16 protein-coding genes are annotated in these 24,148 nt (G+C 32.2%); 9 read left to right on the forward strand and 7 right to left on the reverse strand.

Annotated elements, in window-relative coordinates; all coding sequences use genetic code 11:
• Positions 1–17: 17 nt before the first annotated feature.
• Together AB3G39_RS09870 and AB3G39_RS09875 are read left to right on the forward strand one after the other, a co-directional pair.
• Entirely contained in the window at positions 18–2,045 is a 2,028-nt protein-coding gene (locus AB3G39_RS09870; protein ID WP_369765066.1) for a beta-N-acetylhexosaminidase, read from the forward strand.
• Positions 2,046–2,243: 198 nt separating this feature from the next.
• Positions 2,244–3,860, forward strand: a complete 1,617-nt coding sequence (locus AB3G39_RS09875; RefSeq protein ID WP_367770099.1) for an ABC-F family ATP-binding cassette domain-containing protein — start codon at positions 2,244–2,246, stop codon at positions 3,858–3,860.
• Positions 3,861–3,912: 52 nt separating this feature from the next.
• Here AB3G39_RS09875 and AB3G39_RS09880 read toward each other — a convergent pair whose 3' ends face one another.
• Positions 3,913–5,718 carry a T9SS type B sorting domain-containing protein gene (locus AB3G39_RS09880; protein ID WP_369765067.1) on the reverse strand — a complete coding sequence of 602 codons (1,806 nt, stop codon included), beginning with the start codon at positions 5,716–5,718 and terminating at the stop codon, positions 3,913–3,915.
• Positions 5,719–5,824: 106 nt separating this feature from the next.
• Positions 5,825–5,998, reverse strand: a complete 174-nt coding sequence (locus AB3G39_RS09885; protein ID WP_367770094.1) for a hypothetical protein — start codon at positions 5,996–5,998, stop codon at positions 5,825–5,827.
• Positions 5,999–6,315: 317 nt separating this feature from the next.
• Between AB3G39_RS09885 and pyrR the strand changes: the two genes are divergently transcribed.
• The 7 genes from pyrR to AB3G39_RS09920 all read left to right on the forward strand — a co-directional run bounded on the left by pyrR (position 6,316) and on the right by AB3G39_RS09920 (position 11,556).
• A complete protein-coding gene (gene pyrR / locus AB3G39_RS09890) occupies positions 6,316–6,855 on the forward strand; it encodes a bifunctional pyr operon transcriptional regulator/uracil phosphoribosyltransferase PyrR (protein WP_367770091.1) in 540 nt (179 codons plus the stop codon).
• A 58-nt stretch (positions 6,856–6,913) separates the two neighbouring features.
• Positions 6,914–7,840 (forward strand): aspartate carbamoyltransferase catalytic subunit, encoded by a 927-nt coding sequence (locus AB3G39_RS09895; RefSeq protein ID WP_367753252.1) that lies wholly within the window; start codon positions 6,914–6,916, stop codon positions 7,838–7,840.
• A 54-nt stretch (positions 7,841–7,894) separates the two neighbouring features.
• Entirely contained in the window at positions 7,895–8,227 is a 333-nt protein-coding gene (locus tag AB3G39_RS09900) for a ribonuclease Z (protein ID WP_367753250.1), read from the forward strand.
• Positions 8,228–8,282: 55 nt separating this feature from the next.
• A complete protein-coding gene (locus AB3G39_RS09905; protein ID WP_367770088.1) occupies positions 8,283–9,188 on the forward strand; it encodes a ribonuclease Z in 906 nt (301 codons plus the stop codon).
• A gap of 77 nt (positions 9,189–9,265) precedes the next feature.
• Positions 9,266–9,910, forward strand: coding sequence for a pyridoxamine 5'-phosphate oxidase (pdxH, locus tag AB3G39_RS09910; RefSeq protein ID WP_367770085.1), 645 nt, complete (start codon positions 9,266–9,268; stop codon positions 9,908–9,910).
• Positions 9,911–10,071: 161 nt separating this feature from the next.
• Positions 10,072–10,575 carry a CAP domain-containing protein gene (locus AB3G39_RS09915; protein WP_369753860.1) on the forward strand — a complete coding sequence of 168 codons (504 nt, stop codon included), beginning with the start codon at positions 10,072–10,074 and terminating at the stop codon, positions 10,573–10,575.
• Positions 10,576–11,052: 477 nt separating this feature from the next.
• A complete protein-coding gene (locus tag AB3G39_RS09920) occupies positions 11,053–11,556 on the forward strand; it encodes a CAP domain-containing protein (protein ID WP_367770080.1) in 504 nt (167 codons plus the stop codon).
• Positions 11,557–11,624: 68 nt separating this feature from the next.
• Here the strand turns inward: AB3G39_RS09920 and AB3G39_RS09925 are convergent, their stop codons facing one another.
• From AB3G39_RS09925 to AB3G39_RS09945, 5 genes are all read right to left on the reverse strand, one after another.
• The gene (locus tag AB3G39_RS09925) at positions 11,625–13,562 is read right to left on the reverse strand and encodes an OmpA family protein (RefSeq protein ID WP_369753859.1); all 1,938 of its coding nucleotides are present in this window, start codon (positions 13,560–13,562) and stop codon (positions 11,625–11,627) included.
• 59 nt (positions 13,563–13,621) lie between these two features.
• Complete coding sequence (locus AB3G39_RS09930) at positions 13,622–14,320, reverse strand: tol-pal system YbgF family protein (protein WP_367753238.1); 699 nt, start codon at positions 14,318–14,320, stop codon at positions 13,622–13,624.
• 19 nt (positions 14,321–14,339) lie between these two features.
• Entirely contained in the window at positions 14,340–14,747 is a 408-nt protein-coding gene (locus tag AB3G39_RS09935; RefSeq protein WP_367753236.1) for a flagellar motor protein MotB, read from the reverse strand.
• 12 nt (positions 14,748–14,759) lie between these two features.
• Positions 14,760–15,668 carry a type IX secretion system membrane protein PorP/SprF gene (locus AB3G39_RS09940; RefSeq protein WP_367753234.1) on the reverse strand — a complete coding sequence of 303 codons (909 nt, stop codon included), beginning with the start codon at positions 15,666–15,668 and terminating at the stop codon, positions 14,760–14,762.
• Between the two features lie 62 nt (positions 15,669–15,730).
• The gene (locus AB3G39_RS09945) at positions 15,731–23,284 is read right to left on the reverse strand and encodes a gliding motility-associated C-terminal domain-containing protein (RefSeq protein WP_369765068.1); all 7,554 of its coding nucleotides are present in this window, start codon (positions 23,282–23,284) and stop codon (positions 15,731–15,733) included.
• Positions 23,285–24,148: the final 864 nt, after the last annotated feature.

Below are 24,148 nucleotides of genomic sequence, written 5' to 3' on the forward strand. Positions count from 1 at the left end.
TTTTATTATTAAAATTTATGAAGTACATTTTGTTTTTATTACTATCTGTTTTTATTTCCAGTGCTCAAATTAAAAAAGAGCAATTAGATTTAATGCCGTGGCCTCAAAACATAGATTTAAACACAGGAACTTTTGCTTTAAGCAAAAACTTTAAAGTGAACATTACTGGGAATCCAAATCCTCGAATTTTTATTGGGGCAACCCGATTTTTGCGACGATTAGACGGAAGAACTGGTTTATTCTTTGAACAAGATTTTTTGACTAAAATCAATGAGGTTCCCGAAGCACAATTACAAATCAATTGTACTCGATCTGGAAAAATAGAAATAAATGAGAATGAAAGTTACCAACTTTTGATAGATTCAAATAAAATAGTAATCAATGCCGAAACTGATCTAGGGGCTTTACATGGTTTAGAAACCCTATTGCAATTGCTTCAAAATGATGGAACAGCATTTTATTTTCCATCAGTAAATATTACAGATTCGCCGCGTTTTACATGGCGAGGTTTAATGATTGATGCAGCAAGGCATTTTCAACCAGTTGATGTTATTAAAAGAAATTTAGATGCCATGGCTGCTATGAAAATGAATGTTTTTCATTGGCATTTAGTAGATGATCAAGGATGGAGAATTGAAATGAAAAACTTCCCCAAGTTGCATGAATTAGCTTCTGATGGAAATTATTATACACAAGAAGAAATTAAAGGGATTGTAAAATATGCTGATGATAGAGGAATATTGATTATTCCTGAAATTGATGTTCCAGGACACGCATCGGCCATTTTATCTGTTTTTCCAGAAATAGGAAGTAAAATTGATAACGGAGTTGGATCATATGCTGTAGAAAGGAGATCAGGTATTTTTAATGCTGCATTAGACCCTACTAATCCTAAGACTTATGAAGTATTAAGTGCCATTTTTGATGCCGTTTGCCCTTTATTTCCCTCTAACTATTTCCATATAGGTGGCGATGAGAACAATGGAAAAGAATGGAATGCTAATCCTAAAATACAAGAGTTTAAGAAAAAACACAATCTGGCTAATAATCATGATTTGCAAACATATTTTAATATGCAGTTGGTTCCAATGTTGAAAAAACATGGGAAAAATGTGATGGGTTGGGAAGAAATAATGACCAAAGACATGACCAAAGACGCCATTATTCATGCATGGAGAGGAACTAATGAAGGTTTAGCTTCTGGGGGTTCACTAATTGCAGCGGCAAAAAATGGCTACAAAACAGTTTTGTCAAACGGATATTATATTGATTTAATGCTCAGCCTTGAAAGTCATTATAAAAACGACCCAATTTCTAAAACAGTTTTATTAACTCCAGAAGAAAAAGCTAGGATATTAGGTGGAGAAGCTGCAATGTGGAGTGAACTTGTAACTCCCTTAAATATTGATTCCAGAATTTGGCCAAGAACTGCTGCAATTGCTGAACGTTTATGGTCGGATGAAAGTGTGACTGATATGGTTAGCTTACGCAAAAGATTAAAAACCGTTTCTTTTAGACTAGAGGAATTGGGAATTACTCACATTAGAAACAAAGAAGTGATATTAAGAAATATTAGCAATAACCAAAATACTATAGCTTTAAATGACTTTACTAATGTATGCGAGCCACTTAAAAACTATACACGAAATGGTGGTGGAAAAAAATACTTTATGTTTTCTCCTCTAAGTTTATTTGCCGATGCTTGCTCTTCAGATGCATCAGATGCTATTGATTTTGATACCGCAGTAAATAAATATTTGAAAGATAAAAACATTGAAAATCAAAAAGAAGTTACTCATTTTTTTGAAAAATGGATCACTATGAATACTGATTTAGTACGGTTAAGTACAAATGCACCGCTTATTCAACCCTTATTGCCATTGTCTAAAAGTTTAAGTGACATATCAAAACAGTTTTTATTGCGTTTCGATAATCAACAAACTCTTAATCCAATTGTTTTGAATGTTTTATTGGAAGAATGCAATTCTAAAAAACAAGCTGATGTTGAATTAGCAGTTTATAGTAGTTTAAAAAAATTATTATAAGTAAATATTAGTTTCTTTTAATTTGGTTATGGTTTAGTTTAAAGAGATTATATTGTAATCCTGGCAATTTTTTGTCAGGATTTTTTTTTGATAAATACGATTCGTTTTTGTTTAATTCAATTCAGCAAATTGTCTTTGTATAAATAAAAAAATCATTAATTTTTTGTACTTTTGCAAAAATTTTTATAAAAAACATTTATGTTAACAGTTAATAATTTATCAGTTCAATTTGGCAAACGAATTTTATTCGACGAAGTAAATACCACCTTTACACATGGTAATATTTATGGAGTTATCGGAGCTAATGGTGCTGGAAAATCAACCTTTCTTAAAATAATTTCTGGAGAAATGGATCCTACATCTGGACATATCCATTTAGAACCAGGAAAGCGTATGTCGGTTTTAAATCAAAACCACAATATGTTTGATGAACATACCGTATTGGAAACCGTAATAATGGGGAACAAGGTTTTGTATTCAGTTAAGAAAGAAATGGACGAACTCTATCTGGATTATAATGATAAAAATGCAGATAGAATAGGGGAGTTACAAGTTCAATTTGAAGAAATGAACGGTTGGAACGCTGATTCAGATGCTGCATCTATGTTATCCAATCTTGGAATTACTGAGGAGCATCACTATACCTTAATGGGGGATCTAGAAGGAAAAATAAAAGTTCGTGTGCTTTTGGCGCAGGCTCTTTTTGGTAATCCTGACTTGCTTATTATGGATGAGCCTACCAATGACTTGGATTTTGAAACTATTGCTTGGTTAGAAAATTTCTTGGCCAATTATGAAAATACAGTAATTGTAGTTTCTCACGATAGACACTTCTTAGACTCAGTTTGTACTCATATATCTGATATTGATTTTAGTAAAATAAATCATTATTCAGGAAATTATACGTTTTGGTATGAGTCTAGCCAATTAGCGGCAAAACAACGTGCACAACAAAACAAAAAAGCCGAAGAAAAGAAACAAGAATTAGAAGAATTTATACGTCGTTTCTCTGCGAATGTAGCCAAATCAAAGCAAGCTACTTCTCGTAAAAAGATGATTTCTAAATTGAATATTTCTGAAATTAAACCTTCGAGTCGTCGTTATCCTGCAATTATATTTGATCAAGAGCGTGAAGCAGGAGATCAAATATTAAATGTTCAAGGTTTAAGTGCTTCAATTGATGGCGAAGTATTGTTTAAAGGAGTTGATTTGAATATGGCCAAAGGAGATAAAATTGTTCTTTTTTCAAAAGATTCTCGTGCTACAACAGCCTTTTACGAAATATTGAATGGGAATAAAAAAGCAGACACAGGTAATTTTGATTGGGGAGTGACTACAAACCAAGCTTATTTGCCAGTAGAAAATCATTCTTTTTTTGAAAGTGATTTATCATTAGTTGACTGGTTGCGTCAATGGGTAAAAACAGAGGAAGAACGCGATGAGGTTAATATTCGTAGTTTTCTAGGTAAAATGATTTTCTCAGGAGAGGAAGCATTGAAAACCTGTAGAGTATTATCAGGAGGAGAAAAAGTACGTTGTATGTTGTCTCGAATGATGATGGAAAGAGGAAATGTATTGATGATAGATGAACCTACCAATCACCTGGATTTAGAGTCGATTACGGCATTCAACAACTCTTTGAAAAACTTTAAAGGCTCCGTTATTTTTACTACACATGATCATGAGTTTGCACAAACGGTGGGAAATAGAGTAGTGGAGTTAACGCCAAAAGGAGCTATTGATAGTTATATGACTTTTGATGAGTATCTTGACGATGAAAAAATACAAGAATTGAGAGTTAAGATGTATTCTTAATACTAAATAATACTATTATTTTTAGCCATCATAAAATCATTTTTTATGATGGCTATCTTTTTAAAGTAAAATGAGATTTGAATTCAGTGAGTTCCCCATTTTCTTTATAGATTGCTTTAAACCAATAATCATTTGAAGGTAATGGAACTCCTTGATAGTTTCCATCCCATCCAATATCATTTGGTTTAATTATCGCTAATGATTTGCCATATCGATCATAAATATAAATTAAGGCCTCGTTTTCTTTTACAAATTCAGGAATATTCCAAAAATCATTTTCTCCATCTCCATTTGGTGTGAAAAAATGGGGATATTCAAATGCATATGGAACTGGATAAATAGTTACAGTGATTTTTTTTCGTTGATTATCTTCGCATCCATTTATAGTCTGACTTACATAATAATCAGTAGAACCTAATATAGATGTTTGTGGAATTGGAGTTTCAGTTGAGCCTGTACCTCCCGTTTCAGTAGTATACCATAAGCGATTTGTTCCGCCAGCAGTTAATTCTTTAGCCACTGCAAATTGCACATAGGATATTGGGGTTGTAGCATAAATTTCTGGGAAATTGAGCAAATTATTTATCACAACAATTTTTGAAGCTTCACAATTTAAAACATTTCTAGTTTTTATAAAATATGTTTTTGACACTAAATTTGTAGCTACATTATTTGTTGTCCAGGTTTTTCCTCTGTCAAAACTATACTCTTTTGCAGGAGATGTTATCGTGATTGTTCCTGTATTTACGGAGCAAGTGGGTTGCGTAATTAAAACTGTTGGCTCTGGAATAGTATTGTTAAGGTTATAAGGTGAACTTAGAATACAACCAGTATTATCAGTGATTTTTACAATATAATTCCCATAATTTTTAGTCTCATATGGTATGCTGAAATCTTTATTTGTAGCTCCTACTATTGCAATTCCTTCTTTATACCATTGATACTTAATACTTGGTGTTATTAGTATAGTTGGGTTTGCAGTCAAAACTAAATTATTCTCGCAAAAGGCACCATTCCTTAAAATATTCACTCCAAATAGGGATGATTTATTTAAAATTAAATCATCATATAAAAAAAAAGGGGCTTCATAAGGACCTCTAAAAGGGGCATAAGGGTAACTTTCTGGCAGTTTTTGAGGACTACCAAGTATTATTGCTTCAATGTCGACTGTTGGTGTAAAAGTGATTGTTATTTTTTCCCATTTTGAAACTGGAGTATATGTTACGCTTCCTATTTCAATCCATTTTGGACCATAAGTAGGAGGACTTTGGTAAATGTTGACATAGACATCTGAGGTAAGTGGGAGATTTTCGCAATTACTAGTTCCGTATAAAGTAATATTTATGGGCTCTAATTCAGAAACTCTCAATTGTTTAAAATTTTCTTTAGAAACTTTGTTTGAAGTTCCTAAAGCTGCATCACCGCCAACGATTAATGTTGCAATATCGAGTGTTAACTGGTATTCTTCGCCAGCTAACATTGGCGATATTAAACAAGTACCGATATACCCTTTTTTATTTCCTGTATACATGGCTCCATAAATACCAAATCCGTCTGGATAATTAGAAAGCCCATTTTTCAATATTTCTTGACCATCCAAATCTAATCCACAATTGATATATTCAGTTCTGGAATTATTAGCGGGTACCCAAATTTTGGCTTCTTTGCAAAAAGAATACTCTTCAAAAGAATGGTTTGGAATAATAGAACGTACTGCTGTTTGATTACAGATACAATCTAAATCATTTAAGTCGATCTTTCCATCACCATCATCATCAATTCCATTAATACAATTTTCTTGACAATATGAAATTGATGAAAATAAAAAAAGAGTAATATAAAATATAGTTAATTTCATAATCGAATAATTGTAAATTTTATATTAAAATTACTATTAAAATTATTGAAAAACTATAAAAATGAAGTGTAAAAATATTTTTTATTTAGAAATTTAACAATTAGTTCTATTTTTTACCTGATATTTTACTAATAACAAATAAAATAATTGCTACAATAGCGACTACAATAATAATACCTACCCCCATACCTGCTTTGAAGATACCGCCAATTACGGAACAGCTTGTAAATGAAATTAGGATTGTGAAAAGTAAAAGTGTTTTTGTTATTTTGGTCATCATAATAAATGGATTTAAAATTGAATTATAAAATTACCAATTGCCAAAAGAAATTTGTTATATAATTCTAATGGATTGTTATAAAATAACTTTCTATAGAATTATATTTAAGCTAATTGTTTTTTCTAGACTTAATTATCTTTAATCATTTTATAAATAAGATAAAGAACACCTAAATAAGTATTATTACAATATCTTTGGCTTATTGTAAATTGGTTTTCTTTATTAAAAAAAAATATCAAAAACATATTCTAGAGATATAATTATTAAATCATAAATTTGAATTTGTATATTTGCAAAACCAAACACAATACTTTACTATGACTCAAAAAGTTTTGCTCAATTCCAAAGAAGTCAATATCATTCTCCATCGTTTGGCTTGTCAGCTAATTGAAAAACATCTCGATTTTAAAGATACTATTCTAGTAGGTATTCAGCCTAGAGGTACATTTCTTGCTGAGCGTTTAAAAACCATGTTAGAAGATGAATACAATACTCCTGAAATTCAGTTAGGATATTTAGATATTACTTTTTTTAGAGATGATTTCCGTAGAACTGATAAACCATTAGAAGCCAATAAAACAAAAATCAATTTTATTGTCGAAAATAAAAAAGTTATTTTCATTGATGATGTTTTGTTTACTGGAAGAAGTATTCGATCTGCATTAACTGCTATTCAATCTTTTGGAAGACCATCAGAAATTGAATTACTGGTACTTATTGATAGACGTTTTAGCCGAAATTTACCTATACAACCAGATTATAGAGGGAGACAAGTTGATGCAATTAATGGGGAAAAAGTAAAGGTTAATTGGAAAGAAAATGACGGTGAAGATGTGGTCTATTTAATTACCAACTAATCAGTAAAACAAATCGTTCAAAAAGCTAAGCTGATAAAATAATAATAATCGTAAAAGAATGAAAGAATTAAGCGTAAATCATTTACTAGGTATAAAATACATTAACAAGAATGATATTGACCTTATTTTTGAAACTGCCGATCATTTTAAAGAAGTAATTAATCGTCCAATAAAAAAAGTACCTTCTTTACGAGACATTACTATCGCTAATATTTTTTTCGAAAACAGTACCCGTACTAAACTTTCATTTGAATTAGCACAAAAAAGATTATCAGCTGATGTGATTAGTTTTTCGGCAGCTCAATCATCTGTTAAAAAAGGAGAAACCTTAATTGACACTGTAAATAATATACTTTCTATGAAAGTAGATATGGTAGTAATGAGGCATGCTAATCCTGGAGCTGCTTACTTTTTATCAAAAAATGTTAAAGCAAGTATTGTAAATGCAGGTGATGGAGCGCATGAACATCCAACTCAAGCTTTATTGGATAGTTATTCTATTAGAGAAAAATTAGGAGAAGTAGCTGGAAAAAAAGTGGTTATAGTGGGAGATATTTTACATTCTAGAGTAGCACTTTCTAATATATATGCTTTACAAATGCAGGGTGCCGAAGTTAAAGTTTGTGGGCCAAAAACATTAATTCCTAGACATATTGAGTCTCTTGGGGTAACTGTAGAACCTAATCTTCGAAAAGCGCTAGAATGGTGTGATGTAGCAAATATGTTACGAGTGCAAAATGAACGTATGGATGTTAATTTTTTCCCGTCTACGCGAGAATATGCACAACAATACGGATTAGACAAAACCTTATTGGATTCTTTAAATAAGGAAATTGTAATTATGCATCCAGGTCCTATAAATAGAGGAGTAGAGATAACGTCAGAAGTTGCTGATTCACAACAATCGGTTATTTTAAACCAAGTTGAAAACGGTGTAGCAATCAGAATGGCTGTAATCTATCTTTTAGCATCAAAAATTCAGTAATTTAAAAAAAACGGTAGTAACTTAGCTACTTCCTAATTTTGAAAATCAAAAGCAATGAAAGTAGATCAAAAAAAACACTCCGTAATAATAAAAGATACTCAAGGTGATTTTACTTCTTTTTTGATGAAAGTGACGCACCAATATAAAACATTTGAAAAAGATAATATTGTTATAGATCTTTTGTTTCATGACGATCTGTCTATTAATGAGATCAAACAGTTTATGCCTTTGTCTAAACAGCATAAAAAAGCAAAAAAATCTTTCGTTATTGTTGTTGCCGATTTTGATTATAATGCAATACCTGAAGAACTTCTTGTTGTTCCTTCATTATTAGAAGCACATGATATTATTGAAATGGAAGAGATTGAAAGAGATTTAGGGTTTTAAACCTTAAACTTTATTGACTTATTTAACCTTTTGCATTTAACCGAAAATTATAAAATTGAAACTAACAATTCTTGGTTGCTATGCAGCAACTCCACGAACATTTACCAATCCAACTTCTCAAATTTTAGAAATTAAAAACAGACTATTTCTTATAGACTGTGGTGAAGGAACTCAGGTACAACTTCGTAAAAACAAAATTAAATTTTCAAAAATCAACCACATTTTTATTTCCCATTTACATGGTGATCATTTTTTTGGTTTAATAGGTATAGTTTCAACGTTTACTTTGTTGGGTCGTACCACAGATCTTCATATTTATGGTCCCAAAGGGATTAAAGAAATTATTTTATTGCAATTGAGATTAGCTAATTCATGGACAAATTATAATTTATATTTTCATGAATTAGAATCAAATGAAAGCGAAGTGATTTTTGAAGATGAAAAAGTAATTGTTAAAACAATACCTCTAAAACACCGGATTTATACTAATGGTTTTTTATTTCAAGAGAAACCTGATAAAAGGAAGTTGAATATTGATACAGTTAAAAGTTTTGAAATTGAAGAATGTTATTACCAAAACATTAAAAATGGGAAAGATATCGTTTTAGATGATGGACGAATAATTGAAAATAATAAATTAACATTTGATCCATTACCAACAAAAAATTATGCATTTTGTTCCGATACGGTTTATGATGAATCGATTGTTTCATTGATAAAGAATGTTGATGTTTTATACCATGAATCCACTTTTTTAGAATCGGAAGATACATTAGCAAGGAAAACAATGCACTCAACCGCAAAAGAAGCAGCAAGTATAGCGCTGAAAGCAAATGTAAAACAGTTAGTTTTGGGTCATTATTCAACCCGATACGAAAATATAAAGCTGTTTAAAGAAGAAGCGGAAACAATTTTCCCTGAAGTAGCATTAGCGGATGATGGAGTTGTTTTTAATTTCTAAAAATAAGTAGATCCTTTAATTAATAGTGTAATTGTAAAAGATGTTTTTGCAAAATTAAAATCTTAAAATTAAAAAAGATGAATGATTTAAGTAATTATAGAAAATCGTATGAAAAGAGTGAGTTATTGGAATCAAATATCCCTGAAGATCCAATAAATTTATTTAACAGATGGTTTCACGAAGTAGAAGAATTTGATAGTGGGGAAGAGGTTAATGCAATGACAATTGCTACAATTGGCTTAGATGGGTTTCCAAAATCAAGAGTAGTACTGCTTAAAAAATTTTCTGAAGAAGGTTTTGTGTTTTATACCAATTACAATTCAGAGAAAGGGAAAGCAATTGCCAATAACCCTAATATTTGTCTTTCTTTTTTTTGGCATGGTTTAGAACGCCAAGTAATTATTAAAGGAATTGCTCAAAAGACATCAGCAATTGTGTCCGATAATTATTTTGATTCAAGACCTGACGGAAGTAAACTAGGAGCTATAGTTTCGAATCAAAGTGAAGTTGTTCCTTCTCGAGTTTTCTTAGAAGACAATTTGAAAGATTTGGAAAAAGAATATGAAAGTATGGTTATCCCAAGACCAGAACATTGGGGTGGTTTTTTAGTTGTTCCTTTAGAAGTTGAATTTTGGCAGGGGAGGGCTAATAGATTGCATGATAGGATCAGGTACAAATACCAAGATGATTATACTTGGAAAATTGAAAGGTTATCTCCATAATGTAAGAAAAAGATTAAAATAAAAATAAAAACATGTAGTTCATCGATATTATTGGTAGTTTAACTTAAAAAGTATGTAAGTTTGAAAAGAATTAGAACACATACGAAATTATCTTAAAGAAGTTTGCCCCACAATCTACTTTAAACTTAAACTACTATATTATGAAAAGAAATCTACTTAGTCTATTATTGTTATTAGCTGTAATATTCACAATGAACTCTTGTTCCTCTAATGCATCTGAAGCTACTCCTGTTGAAGTTAAATCTGAAGTAGTAGTTAATTATACTTACACCGCATCAGAAATTGAAGCAATGGATTTAATAAACGAATACCGTGTAAGTGTTGGTTTAAATCCTTTAGAAAAAATTAATCATATTTCTTATAAATCTGAGGAACATGATAAATACATGATAACAAATAATGTTGTAAATCATGATGATTTTGTAGCTCGTTCAGAAAATATCATAAAAGTATTAGGTGCTAAAACTGTAGGTGAAAATATTGCATATAATTATAATAGCCCACAAGCCGCCGTTACTGCTTGGTTAAATAGTCCTTCGCATAAAGAAAATATAGAAGGAAACTTTACTCATTTTGGAATATCAATTAGAGAAAATCCTACAACTGGAAAAAAATATTACACTAATATTTTTGCAAAAATATAATTTAAGTTAGTTTTGTTTTACATTAAAGAAAGGTGTCTTGTTAAAGGCACCTTTCTTTGTGTTTTAAATGTTTCCTTTTCCTTTTCCTTTTTAAATAGATTATATTATTCTAGGACATAAAATACGTTTATAGTTCATTTTAATCATATATAATGATTTTCTATAAGAGTTTATAAAGTCATTAATTTTCTTCAATATTAATTCTATTTATTTTTATTAATGTCTATATTTAGTTTTTAGAACGTAATTTTTTAATAAATTTTGGTATATTATGTTGCTGTTTATTTTAGTTTTTATTAACTAAAATAATTTAATTGTAGGAAAAAGATTAATATTAAAAACAAAAGATGTAGTTCATCGATAAAAATTGGTAGTTTAACGTAAATGTATCTATATTTGAAAAAGAATTAGAACGCATACAAAATTGTCTTAAAGAAGTTTGCCCCACAATCTACTTTAAACTTAAACTACTAAATTATGAAAAGAAATTTACTTCACGTATTAATGTTAATAACAGTAATATTTACTTTGAACTCTTGTTCTTCTAATAGTTCTGAAGCTAATCCAGTTGAAGCTAAATCAGAAGTAGTAGTTAATTATACTTACACCGCATCAGAAATTGAAGCAATGGATTTAATAAACGAATACCGTGTAAGTGTTGGTTTAAATCCTTTAGAAAAAATCAACCATATTTCTTATAAATCTGAAGAGCATGATAAATACATGATAACAAATAATGTAGTAAATCATGATGATTTTGTAGCTCGTTCAGAAAATATCATAAAGGTATTAGGTGCTAAAACTGTAGGTGAAAATATTGCATATAATTATAATAGCCCACAAGCCGCTGTTACTGCATGGTTAAATAGTCCAGCACATAAAGATAATATTGAAGGTAATTTTACTCATTTTGGAATATCAATTAGAGAAAACCCTACAACTGGAAAAAAATATTACACTAATATATTTGCAAAAATTTAAATCGAGTTAGTTTTTTTTATTAAAAAAGAGTGTCTATTAAAGACACTCTTTTTTAAGTTTATAGTTTTTTATAATTCAGTGACAATAAATTCACTACGTCTATTAAGTTGATGTTCTTCTTCCGTACAATCTACACCATCTGAACATTGATTAACAAGTTGGTTTTCACCATATCCTTTCCCAATTAATCGATTTTTATTGACACCATTTTTAATTAGCCAATTTATTGTAGATTTTGCTCTTCGATCCGATAAAGCTTCGTTGTATTTGGATGATCCACGACTATCAGTATGTGAACGGATATCTAATTTCATTTTTGGATATTGGTCCATTACATCTAATATTTTTTCTAAATCTAGCGCTGCTTCTATTCGAATGTCGGATTTGTCAAAATCGAAATAAATCATTTTTATACCAAAACATTTTCCTAAATCATCACCAACAGCCACTTTGCAAGTTGCTTTTTCTAATGCAAATGGGAGATGTGTTTTTCCATTTTCTTTAAGAATTGTGATTATTTGTTCTTTTGTAGTATAGTCTTCTTTTGCAGCTCTTACACTATATCTTTTACCACATTCTACTGGTATCGAATAGTTCCCTTTTTCGTCAGATGTAGTTGTACCAATAGTATTTAACTTGTCATCTAATATGGTTATTGTTGTGTTTTCGAGCACTTCCCCAGTAGAAATATCAGTTATTTCGCCGTATAATAATTGTTCACAAGTTAATCTTCTTGTTTCTAAAAATTTATAAATGTCATCATATCCTTGTCCTCCGTCTCTATTAGAGGAAAAAAAGCCTCTTCTTGATTTAGTATCAATTAAATATGCAAAATCATCTTTTGAGGAATTGACATCAGCACCAACATTTTGTACTTCGTTGAAAGTACCATCGTCATTCATTTTAGATACAAACACATCCAAACCTCCTAGCCCTGGATGCCCATTTGAAGCGAAATAGAGCTCATTTTCATCAGTAAAGAAAGGAAATGTCTCTTTACCTTCGGTATTAATTGTGCTACCTAAATTTACCGGATTTCCAAAGGTTCCGTCCTCTTTAATAGCTACTTTAAATAAATCAGATTGTCCTAAGGTTCCAGGCATATCAGATGCAAAATATAATGTTTTCTCGTCAGGACTTAATGCAGGATGTGCTGTACTGTAGTTATTGCTATCGAAAGGCAGTTCAGTTATGTTAGTCCATTGATCATTCTCGAAATTTGCTTTGTATATTTTAATTAAAGTAATGTTATTGCCATCTTTTCCTTTTTTTCCATCAAGAAAATTATTTCTTGTAAAATACATGGTTTTTCCATCTTTTGTAAATGTAGGGGTGGACTCATGAAATCTGGATTTTAAGCTTTTATTGAATTTCTCAACTCCACCAGGTGCCATATCATCTCCTAGGTTTGACGCATATAAGTTGGTAAAAAATTGATCGGTCCATGAATGTTTTCTATGTCCTAAACTTCCTGTATCTCTAGCTGAAGCAAATACAATTTTATTTAGATAAATAGCAGTTCCATAATCAGAATATTGAGAATTGATACCTGCATCTTCTACTTTAAATCTTCCTGAATTTTCTTTTATTTTATCTAAAAAATTCTCGTTGTTTTTAAAAATCTGCCCTCGAGTATCATTAGCAGAAAGTTGATTGAATTTTTCAAACATTTCATTGGCCTTGTCGTTTGCACCGATGGATCTTAGTGACTGTGAATAGCGAAAATAATATTCAGGTTCAACATCAGAAGTCATGGCAAATAATTCTCCATACCATTTTGCAGCCTCATCGTACTGGGCATTATAGTAGTAGGAGTTTCCTAATTTCTGAAACATATCAGCCGACTTGTATCCCTTTTCCGCAACCCTTTTATAGGTTTTTATAGCATCAATATAGGCATAGCTATCATATTTTTTTTCGGCTGAGGAAACCCTTGCCTTCTGAGCAAAACAGTTAGATGAAAAAACACTTACTATTGTTATAAAAAGGAGTATACTATTTTTCATAATGATTGTTTTTAGAGTAATCTTGGTGTTAACTTTTTTTGATCGATTTTTAAATACTATTATCTGGTGTTTTTTTCAGATAATTCATTGAATTTTTCAAGCATCTCATTGGCTTTATCATTTTTGCCGATGGACCTCAGTGACTGGGAGTAACGGTAATAGTACTCAGGTTCTAAATCAGATGTTAAAGTCAATAAATCACTATAACACTGTGCTGCCTTTTCCATTTCTGAATTATAGTAATAAGCATTTCCTAGTTTACTACATATTTCTATAGATTTGTACCCTTTATCCGCTACCCTTTGATATGTTTTTATCATATATACGTATGCAAAGTCATTGTGTTTATCAGTTGATTTTGGTTTTATAATAGGATCAGTAGTAATAACAGGCTTAGTCGTTTCAATTACTTTATTTTTTGGATAAGTAATTTCAGTTATTTTTTTTTCAGGTTGGGTTATTTCAATTGTCTTTTTTTCATATTTTGGTGTTACAACTCTAGTATTGTTCGGTCCTAAATCATAGCTGTTTACTAAACTCGAGTCGGATACATTATAAGTAGTTGTATAACCTCCAAATTTCATATTAATATTTTCCTCAACATGATATAATTTTACATTTTTAGTTATCTTATTTTGCATTTTTGTATTTGTAGTATCCATAATTTTATCTGTTACATTAGCTTTATTTGCTTGGGCTAAACAGTTAAATAAAAACACACTTCCAATTACTATATATAGAGTGGTATAAATTTTCATAATAATTGGCTTTAGAGGGTCATTGATTAACTTTCATTTGTTTGTTATATTCAAGCATCATTTCGGGTTTTTGACATAATTTATCTAAGATTTCATTCGCTTTATCATTTTGTCCTATAAAATTTAAAGATTGAGCATAATGGTAATAATATTCAGGTTCTAAGTCTGATGTCATAATAAATAATTCGCCATAGTATTTAGCTGCTTTTTCGAGCTCATTATTAGAATAATAAGAGTTTCCTAGTTTTTGAAATAGATCTATCGATTTATAACCTTTTTGAGCAACTCTTTCATATGTTTTTATAACATTTACATATACATATTCCACTTTTATTATTTTCGTATTTGCAATTATTTTCTTTTGTGAATAAGTATTGAATGAAAAAATACTTATAATTAAGATATAGAATTTAATTTGTTTTTTCATTTTTTTGGATTTTTAGAAAAATCTTGGAGTTGTCATTTTTTTATTGTTTTTAAATAACTCATATCTCAAGAATACTTCATGTGAGCCCGAATTATAATTGTCTAAATTTGTTGTTTCCCAATCGTATCCATAACCTATATATAAACCTTCGGATACTTGAAATCCTGCCATAGCACTTAAAGCTGCACTCCATCTATAGGCTATACCTAGAACAAACTTTTCATTTATCATAAAATTCCCTGATAAATCTACTTGTAACGGAGCTCCTTTTACCATTTTAGTCATAAATGCAGGTTTAAATTTTAGATCACTAGTTAGATCGAATACATATCCACCTATCAAGTAATAATTAATTTGCTCTTTGAATATAGCAACTTCATTATCATCATAACGATTGGTTTCTATGAAATTAGGAACCGATAGCCCCAAATAGGCTCTATCAGAATGGAGATAAATACCGGCACCAATATTTGGAGAAAATTTATTATTATAATCGTGCAAGCTAGGGTCATCATCTACAGGGTTTAAACGAGATACATCTAGATCAAATAAATTTGCGGTAGCTTTTATACCAAAAGAGAGTTTTACTGATTCAGTTGTTGGAATGGTATACGATAAATCAGCAGAAATTGTGTTTTCATGTGTAGGTCCAATTTTATCATTAATTATAGATATACCTAAACCTAACTTACTATTATTTATAGGTGTATTTATAGATATTGCATTTGTAACTGGTGCACCATCAAGCCCTACCCATTGTGCCCGATGTAAACCAAAAATACTCAGAGCACCCCTTGATCCAGCATAAGCAGGATTAATGTTGATTGTGTTATACATATATTGAGTAAATTGTGCATCTTGTTGTGCAAAACTTACAACTCCAGTAAACAGCAAAGCGAATAATAGTACTAATGTCTTCATTTGATTTAGTGTTTTATACCTGAGGGATGCTAGCCCTCAGGAGTTATATATTTGAGTTATATTTATCTGGTAAGGTATAGATACCCATCTTTTTTATTGACTTGAACACCACCATTACCATCAATAGAAGAGTAGCTCAGGATGTAATAATAAGTTCCTGTAGGTAATCCTGATGACTGGCTAATTGTTGTACGACCTTCTGAAAAACCTTTAAAGACTCTATTCACATTGTCATAATTTCTTGTTTCAAAAACTAAGATTCCCCAACGATTATAGATTTCTACCGTATTATCAGGATAACAAAGAGTATCATCAATATTATCGATGATAAAGAGTTCATTTATACCATCACCATTAGGAGAAAACGCATTATGAACAGTGATACTTCCACAACCTAAGACTATTGCAGCCTCCACAACTACAGTATCTGACGCACTTATTGAAGACTCATTTGGAGTGAAACCAGTTGCATTAGCTACATTGGTAACTGATCCAGTTTCTCTGTCATTTTGTGTTACTGTATAATTTTGATTAAATTCTTGAGTTTCACCAGGACCTAATAATTCAATAATTGTATCCAAACTAGTTAGTGGATCTGTGACAGTTATTTGATGAAGTGTTACATTTCCAGTGTTTTTTACTTGAATAGTATAATTGATTATATCACCAACCGAACTATAAAATTCAGTATTTGACGTTTTTATAACTGTTAAACTAGGATTTTGAATTAAAGTTGTAATGGTTGGAGTATCATTCTCTATAGTTGTCCCAGAGATATCCCTCACATCATTTCCTTTAGGATCTTGACCCACAGCTAAAGCGGAATTAGTTACATGTCCTAAATTAATATCAGCTTGTGTAATAATATACGTTCCAGTTATTGTACTATTAGTAACTCCAGGTGCAAGTGCACTTATTATACTATTTGTAAATGTTAATCCAATTAATGGTTCTGTAATATCCGTGATAATAATATTTGTTATCGTTGCATTACCAGTATTTGTAACTGCGAATGTATAAGTAATAACATCACCAACAGCACCAGCGCCTCCTATAACTGCAGTTTTGACTAAAGCAATACTATTTGTAGAACAAATTGGAATTACATTTGGTTCATCATTAGTAGCTAAATCACCAGATTGGTCAGTTATTATTGTTGCATTAGGTGCAGTACCGTTTACAGAAGCCTGATTAGTGATACTACCCGTATCAATATCAGTTTGGGTTACAGTATAAGTTGCTTTATAAATCCAATTCTCAGTAACTTCTAATATATTGTTATTATTACTATCACCACTTTGCAAAACAATAGCTGATATGCCTGAATGCAAATCAATAACGCCTATATCATGTAAACTTACATTACCAAAATTTGTCACGCTAAAGGTATAAGTAACCACATCACCAACTTTTAGAGTAGCACATCCATTTGGTCCCACTTCAACATCATTACTTTTTACTATTGCAATTTTAGCTGTAGTACAAATAGGAATTACATTTGGTTCATCATTAGTAGTAGAATCACCAGATTGGTCCATTACTACTGTGGCATTAGGTGCAGTACCATTAACGGAAGCTTGATTAGTTATAATACCAGTATCGATATCGCTTTGATCAACAGTATAGGTAGCTGTATAAATCCAATTTTCATTAACTTCTAAAATACTGTTACTATTGCTATCACCACTTTGCAATACAATTGTTGATAGATCAATATGAGGGTCAAGAACAGCCACATCATGTAAACTTACATTACCAAGATTAGTCACGGTAAAAGTATAAGTTACAACATCACCAACTTTTAAATCGGCACATCCATTAGGTCCAACTTCAATATTGTTGGATTTTACAATGACAATTTTAGCAGTTGTGCAAATAGGAATGACATTTGGTTCATCATTAGTTGTTGAATTCCCAGATTGGTCAGTTACTTCTGTTTCTTTAGGTGTAGTACCATTAACAAAAGCTTGATTAGTAATACTACCAGTATCGATATCGGTTTGAGTAACGGTATAAGTTGCTTTATAAATCCAATTTTCTGTAACTTCTAAAATACTGTTATTATTACTATCACCACTTTGTAGCGCAATTGTTGATAAACCGGCATGATTGTCAAGAACTACTATGTCATGTAAACTTACATTACCAAGATTAACTACGCTAAAAGTATAAGTTACCACATCACCAACTTTTAAATCAGCACATCCATTAGGGCCAACTTCAATATCATTTGTTTTTACTAAGGCAATTTTAGCTGTTGTACAAATAGGAATGACATTTGGCTCATCATTAGTTGTTGAATTCCCGGATGGATCAGATACCAATGTAGAATCAGATGCAGTTGCATTAACTGTAGCTTGATTAGTAATACTCCCATTATCAATATCAATCTGCGTTACGGTATATGTTGCTTCATAAATCCAATTCTCACTAACTTCTAATATACTATTATTATTACTATCACCACTTTGTAGTGTAATAGTTGATAAACCTATATGAGCGTCAATAACAACTACATCATGTAAACTTGAATTACCAAGATTAGTGACGGTAAAAGTATAAGTTACAACATCACCAACTTTTAAATCAGCGCATCCATTAGGACCAACTGTAATATCATTTGTTTTCACTAAAGCGATTGAACAAGAGTTTATAGTCAATACAACGGCAGTACGAGTCAAGCTAGAACAAGTTCCGTTAGAAGCTTCTGCATAATAAGTTACTGTTCCTAAACCTATTTGAGTAGGAGTTGTCACCACATTTCCTGCAATGGCTGCATCGTACCAAGTAATGGTACCTCCAGTAGCTGTAGCAGTTAAAGTTTGAGTTTGTGAACCATCGCTACAAACTGTTTGATTGTTTGCAACTGGTGCATTAGGTGCAGCATTAATTGTTAATACAACGGGAGTACGAGTCAAACTTGAGCAAGTTCCGTTAGAAGCTTCTGCATAATAAGTTATTGTTCCTATACCTACTTGGGTAGGAGTTGTTACCACATTTCCAGCGGTTGCTGCATCATACCAAGTAATAGTTCCACCAGTTGCCGTAGCTGTCAAAGTTTGAGTTGTTGAACCATTGGTACAAATCGTTTGATTACTTGCAATAGGAGCACTAGGCGCAGCATTAATTGTTAATACAACCAGAGTACGAGTCAAACTGGAACAAGTTCCATTTGAAGCTTCTGCGTAATAAGTTATCGTTCCTACACCTATTTGAGTAGGAGAGGCTACTATATTTCCAGCAGTTGCTGCATCATACCAAGTGATAGTTCCGCCTGTAGCTGTAGCGGTTAAAGTTTGAGTTGGAGATCCATTAGTACAAACTGTTTGATTACTTGCAACTGGAGCGGTTGGTGCAGGATTAATAGTTAATATAACAGGGGTACGAGTTAAACTAGAACAGGTACCATTTGATGCTTCGGCATAATAAGTTTTCGTTCCTACACCTACTTGAGTTGGAGTAGTTATACTATTTCCAGCAGTAGCTGCATCATACCAAGTTATAGTTCCTCCAGTGGCTGTAGCTGTCAAAGTTTGAGTTTGTGAGCCATTGGTACAAACGGTTTGATTGCTTGCAACTGGTGCATTTGGTGCAGGATTAATAGTTAATACAACTGCAGTGCGAGTTAAACTAGAACACGTACCGTTTGAAGCCTGTGCATAATATGTACTTGTACCTACACCGACCTGAGTAGGAGAGTTAACAACATTACCAGCAGTGGCTGCGTCATACCAAGTTATAATTCCTCCAGATGCTGTAGCTGTTAATGTCTGAGTTGGAGAGCCATTAGTACAAATAGTTTGATTAGTTGCGGATGGTGGAATTGACCCATCATTAATTGTTAAAATAACAGCAGTACGAGTCAAACTAGAACAAGTACCATTTGAAGCTTCGGCATAATATGTACTTGTACCTATACCCACTTGAATAGGAGAAGGTACTACATTTCCAGCAGTAACTGCATCATACCAAGTAATAGTTCCTCCAGATGCTGTAGCAGTTAAAGTTTGTGTTAGAGATCCATTGGTACAAACAGTTTGGTTACTTGCAACTGGGGCATTTGGCGCAGGGTTGATTGTTAATACAACGGGAGTACGAGTTAGGCTAGAACAAGTTCCATTTGAAGCTTCGGCGTAATAGGTTGTAGTTCCTATACCCACTTGAGTAGGAGAAGGTACTACATTTCCAGCAGTAGCTGCATCATACCAAGTTACAGTTCCACCAGTTGCTGTAGCAGTTAAAGTTTGTGTTAGAGATCCATTGGTACAAACAGTTTGGTTACTTGCAACTGGCGCATTTGGCGCAGGATTAATAGTTAATATAACAGGGGTACGAGTCAAACTAGAACAAGTACCATTTGACGCTTGCGCGTAATAGGTTTTAGTTCCTATACCTATTTGAGTAGGAGAGGCTACAATATTTCCAGCTGTTGCCGCATCATACCAAGTGATAATTCCCCCAGTTGCTGTAGCGGTTAAAGTTTGAGTTGGTGATCCATTGGTACAAACGGTTTGGTTGCTGGAAATAGGTGCATTTGGTGCAGAATTAATAGTTAAAATAACGGTAGTACGAGTCAAACTAGAACAAGTACCGTTTGAAGCCTGTGCATAATATGTACTTGTACCTACACCAACCTGAGTAGGAGAGGCCATTATATTTCCAGCAGTCGCTGCATCATACCAAGTAATAGTTCCTCCAGTTGCTGTAGCAGTTAAAGTTTGAGTGGGAGATCCATTGGTACAAACGGTTTGATTGCTCGCTTCTGGTGCATTTGGTGCAGGATTAATAGTTAATATAACCGCAGTACGAGTCAAACTGGAGCAGGTACCATTTGAAGCTTCGGCGTAATAAGTTTTTGTTCCTACACCTATTTGAGTAGGTGAGGGTACTATATTTCCAGCTGTAGCTGCATCATACCAAGTTATAGTTCCACCAGTTGCTGTAGCAGTCAAAGTTTGAGTTGGAGATCCATTTGTACAAACAGTTTGGTTGCTTGCAACTGGTGCATTTGGTGCAGGATTAATAGTTAATATGACCTGAGTACGAGTTAGGCTAGAACAAGTTCCGTTAGAAGCTTCGGCATAATAAGTTTTCGTTCCTACACCTACTTGAGTTGGAGTAGTTATACTATTTCCAGCAGTTGCTGCATCATACCAAGTTATAGTTCCACCTGTAGCTGTGGCAGTTAATGTTTGAGTTGGAGATCCATTGGTACAAACGGTTTGATTGCTTGCAATTGGAGTACTAGGTGCAGGATTAATAGTCAAAATAACAGCAGTTCGAGTCAAACTGGAACAAGTCCCATTAGAAGATTCTGCGTAATAGGTTGTAGTACCTACACCTATTTGAGTAGGAGAGGACACTATATTTCCAGCAGTAGCTGCATCATACCAAGTGATAGTTCCACCTGTAGCTGTAGCAGTTAAAGTTTGTGTTGGTGATCCATTGGTACAAACGGTTTGGTTGCTTGCAACTGGTGCACTTGGTGCGGGATTAATAGTTAATATGACCAGAGTTCGAGTTAGACTAGAACAAGTTCCGTTTGAAGCTTCGGCGTAATAGGTTTTAGTTCCTACACCCACTTGTGTTGGAGTAGTTATAATATTACCAGCGGTAGCTGCATCGTACCAAGTAATAGTTCCACCAGTTGCTGTAGCAGTTAAAGTTTGTGTAGGAGATCCATTGGTACAAACGGTTTGATTGCTTGCAATTGGTGCATTTGGTGCAGGATTAATAGTTAAAATAACAGCAGTACGAGTCAAACTGGAACAAGTCCCATTAGAAGATTCTGCGTAATAGGTTTTAGTTCCCACACCTACTTGAGTAGGAGAGGCAACTACATTTCCGGCAGTAGCTGCATCATACCAGGTAATAGTTCCACCAGTTGCTGTAGCAGTTAAAGTTTGAGATGGAGATCCATTGGTACATACCGTTTGATTGCTTGCAGCTGGCGAGTTAGGTGCTACATTAATAGTTAAAACAACAGCAGTGCGAGTCAAACTAGAACAAGTTCCGTCTGAAGCTTCTGCATAATAGGTTTTAGTTCCCACACCCACTTGAGTAGGAGAGGCGACCACATTTCCAGTAGTAGCTGCATCGTACCAAGTAATAGTTCCCCCAGTTGCTGTAGCAGTTAGCGTTTGAGTTGGAGATCCATTGGTACATACAGTCTGGTTACTTGCGGATGGTGCATTTGGTGCAGGATTAATAGTTAAAATAACAATAGTACGAGTCAAACTAGAACATGTTCCATTAGAAGCTTCTGCATAATAGGTTTTAGATCCCACACCTACTTGAGTAGGAGAGGCGACTACATTACCACCAGTAGCAGCATCATACCAGGTGATGGTTCCACCCGTTGCAGTAGCGGTTAATGTTTGAGTTGGTGATCCATTTGTACATACCGTTTGATTACTTGCAGATGGTGCACTTGGTATAGTATTAATAGTTAATACAACTGGAGTGCGGGTTAAACTAGGACAAGTTCCGTTAGAAGCTTGTGCATAATAGGTTTTAGTTCCTACACCTACCTGAGTAGGCGTTGCTACGACATTTCCAGCAGTTGCCGCATCATACCAAGTGATGGTCCCTCCAGTTGCTGTTGCGGTTAAAGTTTGAGTCGGTGATCCATTGGAACAAACAGTTTGATTGCTTGCGGTTGGTGCGTTAGGAGAAGGATTAACCGTTATTGTAGCTTCACTTGTAGTGATATCATTTCCAGCACATAAGCCTGTATTAGAAAAAAGTGCTCTAAATTTTGTTGTTGCAGTTAAATTAGTTGCAGTATAGGTTAATGATGTATTTGCTATGTCAGTCCAAGTAGTAAAAGGACTAACTGATGATTGCCATTTAGTAATAGTAGAACTACCAGTAATCCCTGTAACATTTAAAAGACTACTATTTATTCCTGAACAAACAGTTGAACTTGGTTCAACGGAACCTTTCAATGGTATACCAAATGTAAGAGCAGTGTTAATACATCTACTTGAAGAAGGAGAGTTCCCGCTAACAGAAGCTAATTTAGTAATTTTAATAAAACCGGGATTTAATGGATCACAGATATTAATACCAATACTTCCAAATGGAATATTAAATTCTAAAAATTCACCACCACCAGCACTACAACCCACTGCACTCCCATTTTTAGCAGCAAGGCCATTATTAACTAAAAGGGGAGTTAATGTACTTCCATTGCCAGAATATATATTAAATGTAGAAGCATTGGAATTTATTTCAATAATATACTCGGCACCAGCTACAGATAATGCTCCACCAAAAGTGTCTGATGTTAACCCTGTAATAGGATTGTTATCTGTATCTAAATACATTCGAAAAAGTGCAGCTCCACCATTACCAATATTCATTCCTAATCTTAATACTTGAGTTATAGTATTAACTTTTGCGTGAATAGTTCCAATTTGACAAGTTGAGGATGCATTAACCGATAATTGTTGGCTAAAAAAGATTCCAGTTGCATACTCATCTCCAGGAGTGTTAGGAGCTGGGCAATAGTCACCATCAAATGTGTCTTGAGCATAAATATTTGTAATTGATGCAAATAAACTTAATAAAATAATGATAAATAATTTTGTCGAAAGTGTAAAGTTAGTTTTCATATTGATTTGTTTTAAATCGTTAGAAAGTGTGAGTATTTTAAATATTGAAACTCATATTTTTTTATGAATTATTGCGTATTCAAAGTTTATATTTATTAAAAATGACTATTTTGAATAAATTAACGAAAGTGGGTATTATGCTTTTTGTATAAAAACGATAGGAATTATAAAAATTGAGTTTTACTTATGATAAATTATCAATTGATGCTCAGTTTTAAGTATTACTAATTAATTGATTTCTACTTTTTCAAGTATTTTAATCATTAAATTAATTTACTATTTTTAAAAAAGAGTAAATTGTATAAGGTGGTATTTTTAAGATATTTCAATTTTTTTTAAATTTTAAAACCTAAGTAAAATAAATTTTTAAAAATTGAGATAAATTCAAATTTTTAAAATAAAAAATTTCTTATTGGGGATTAAGAATTTTTTAAAAGGATTATTATTTAATTAAAAGTTTTAATAGAATAATGTTTAATATTTTAAAGTTCACTTTTTGAATCAACAATAATTCAAAACTTCAAGTTCAAATGCATTTTGCATTAATTTAAATCTAAAGGAATTTCTTTTTTGGGGTTAAAAAATCCTTCATGACAGTTTACCTTTCTCATTTTTACTTATTAAAAATGAAAACCTTTTTATTTATAATTAAAGTTATAAATAATTTGTGGTATTGTTTAATTTTTTCCGTAAAAAACCTAATTAGTCGTTGAAATGTGTTTTTTGATGTAAATCTATCAAAAAATTAATTGATAATATTTAATTTTTTAGGTTAGTTTTAGTAATATAAGTATTTATATTTCAAGTAATTAACATTTTTTTTACATTATAATTCTTTCAATTCAATGCATTTTGGGTTAAAAT

Source organism: Flavobacterium sp. WC2416 (assembly GCF_041200095.1).
GTDB lineage: Bacteria > Bacteroidota > Bacteroidia > Flavobacteriales > Flavobacteriaceae > Flavobacterium.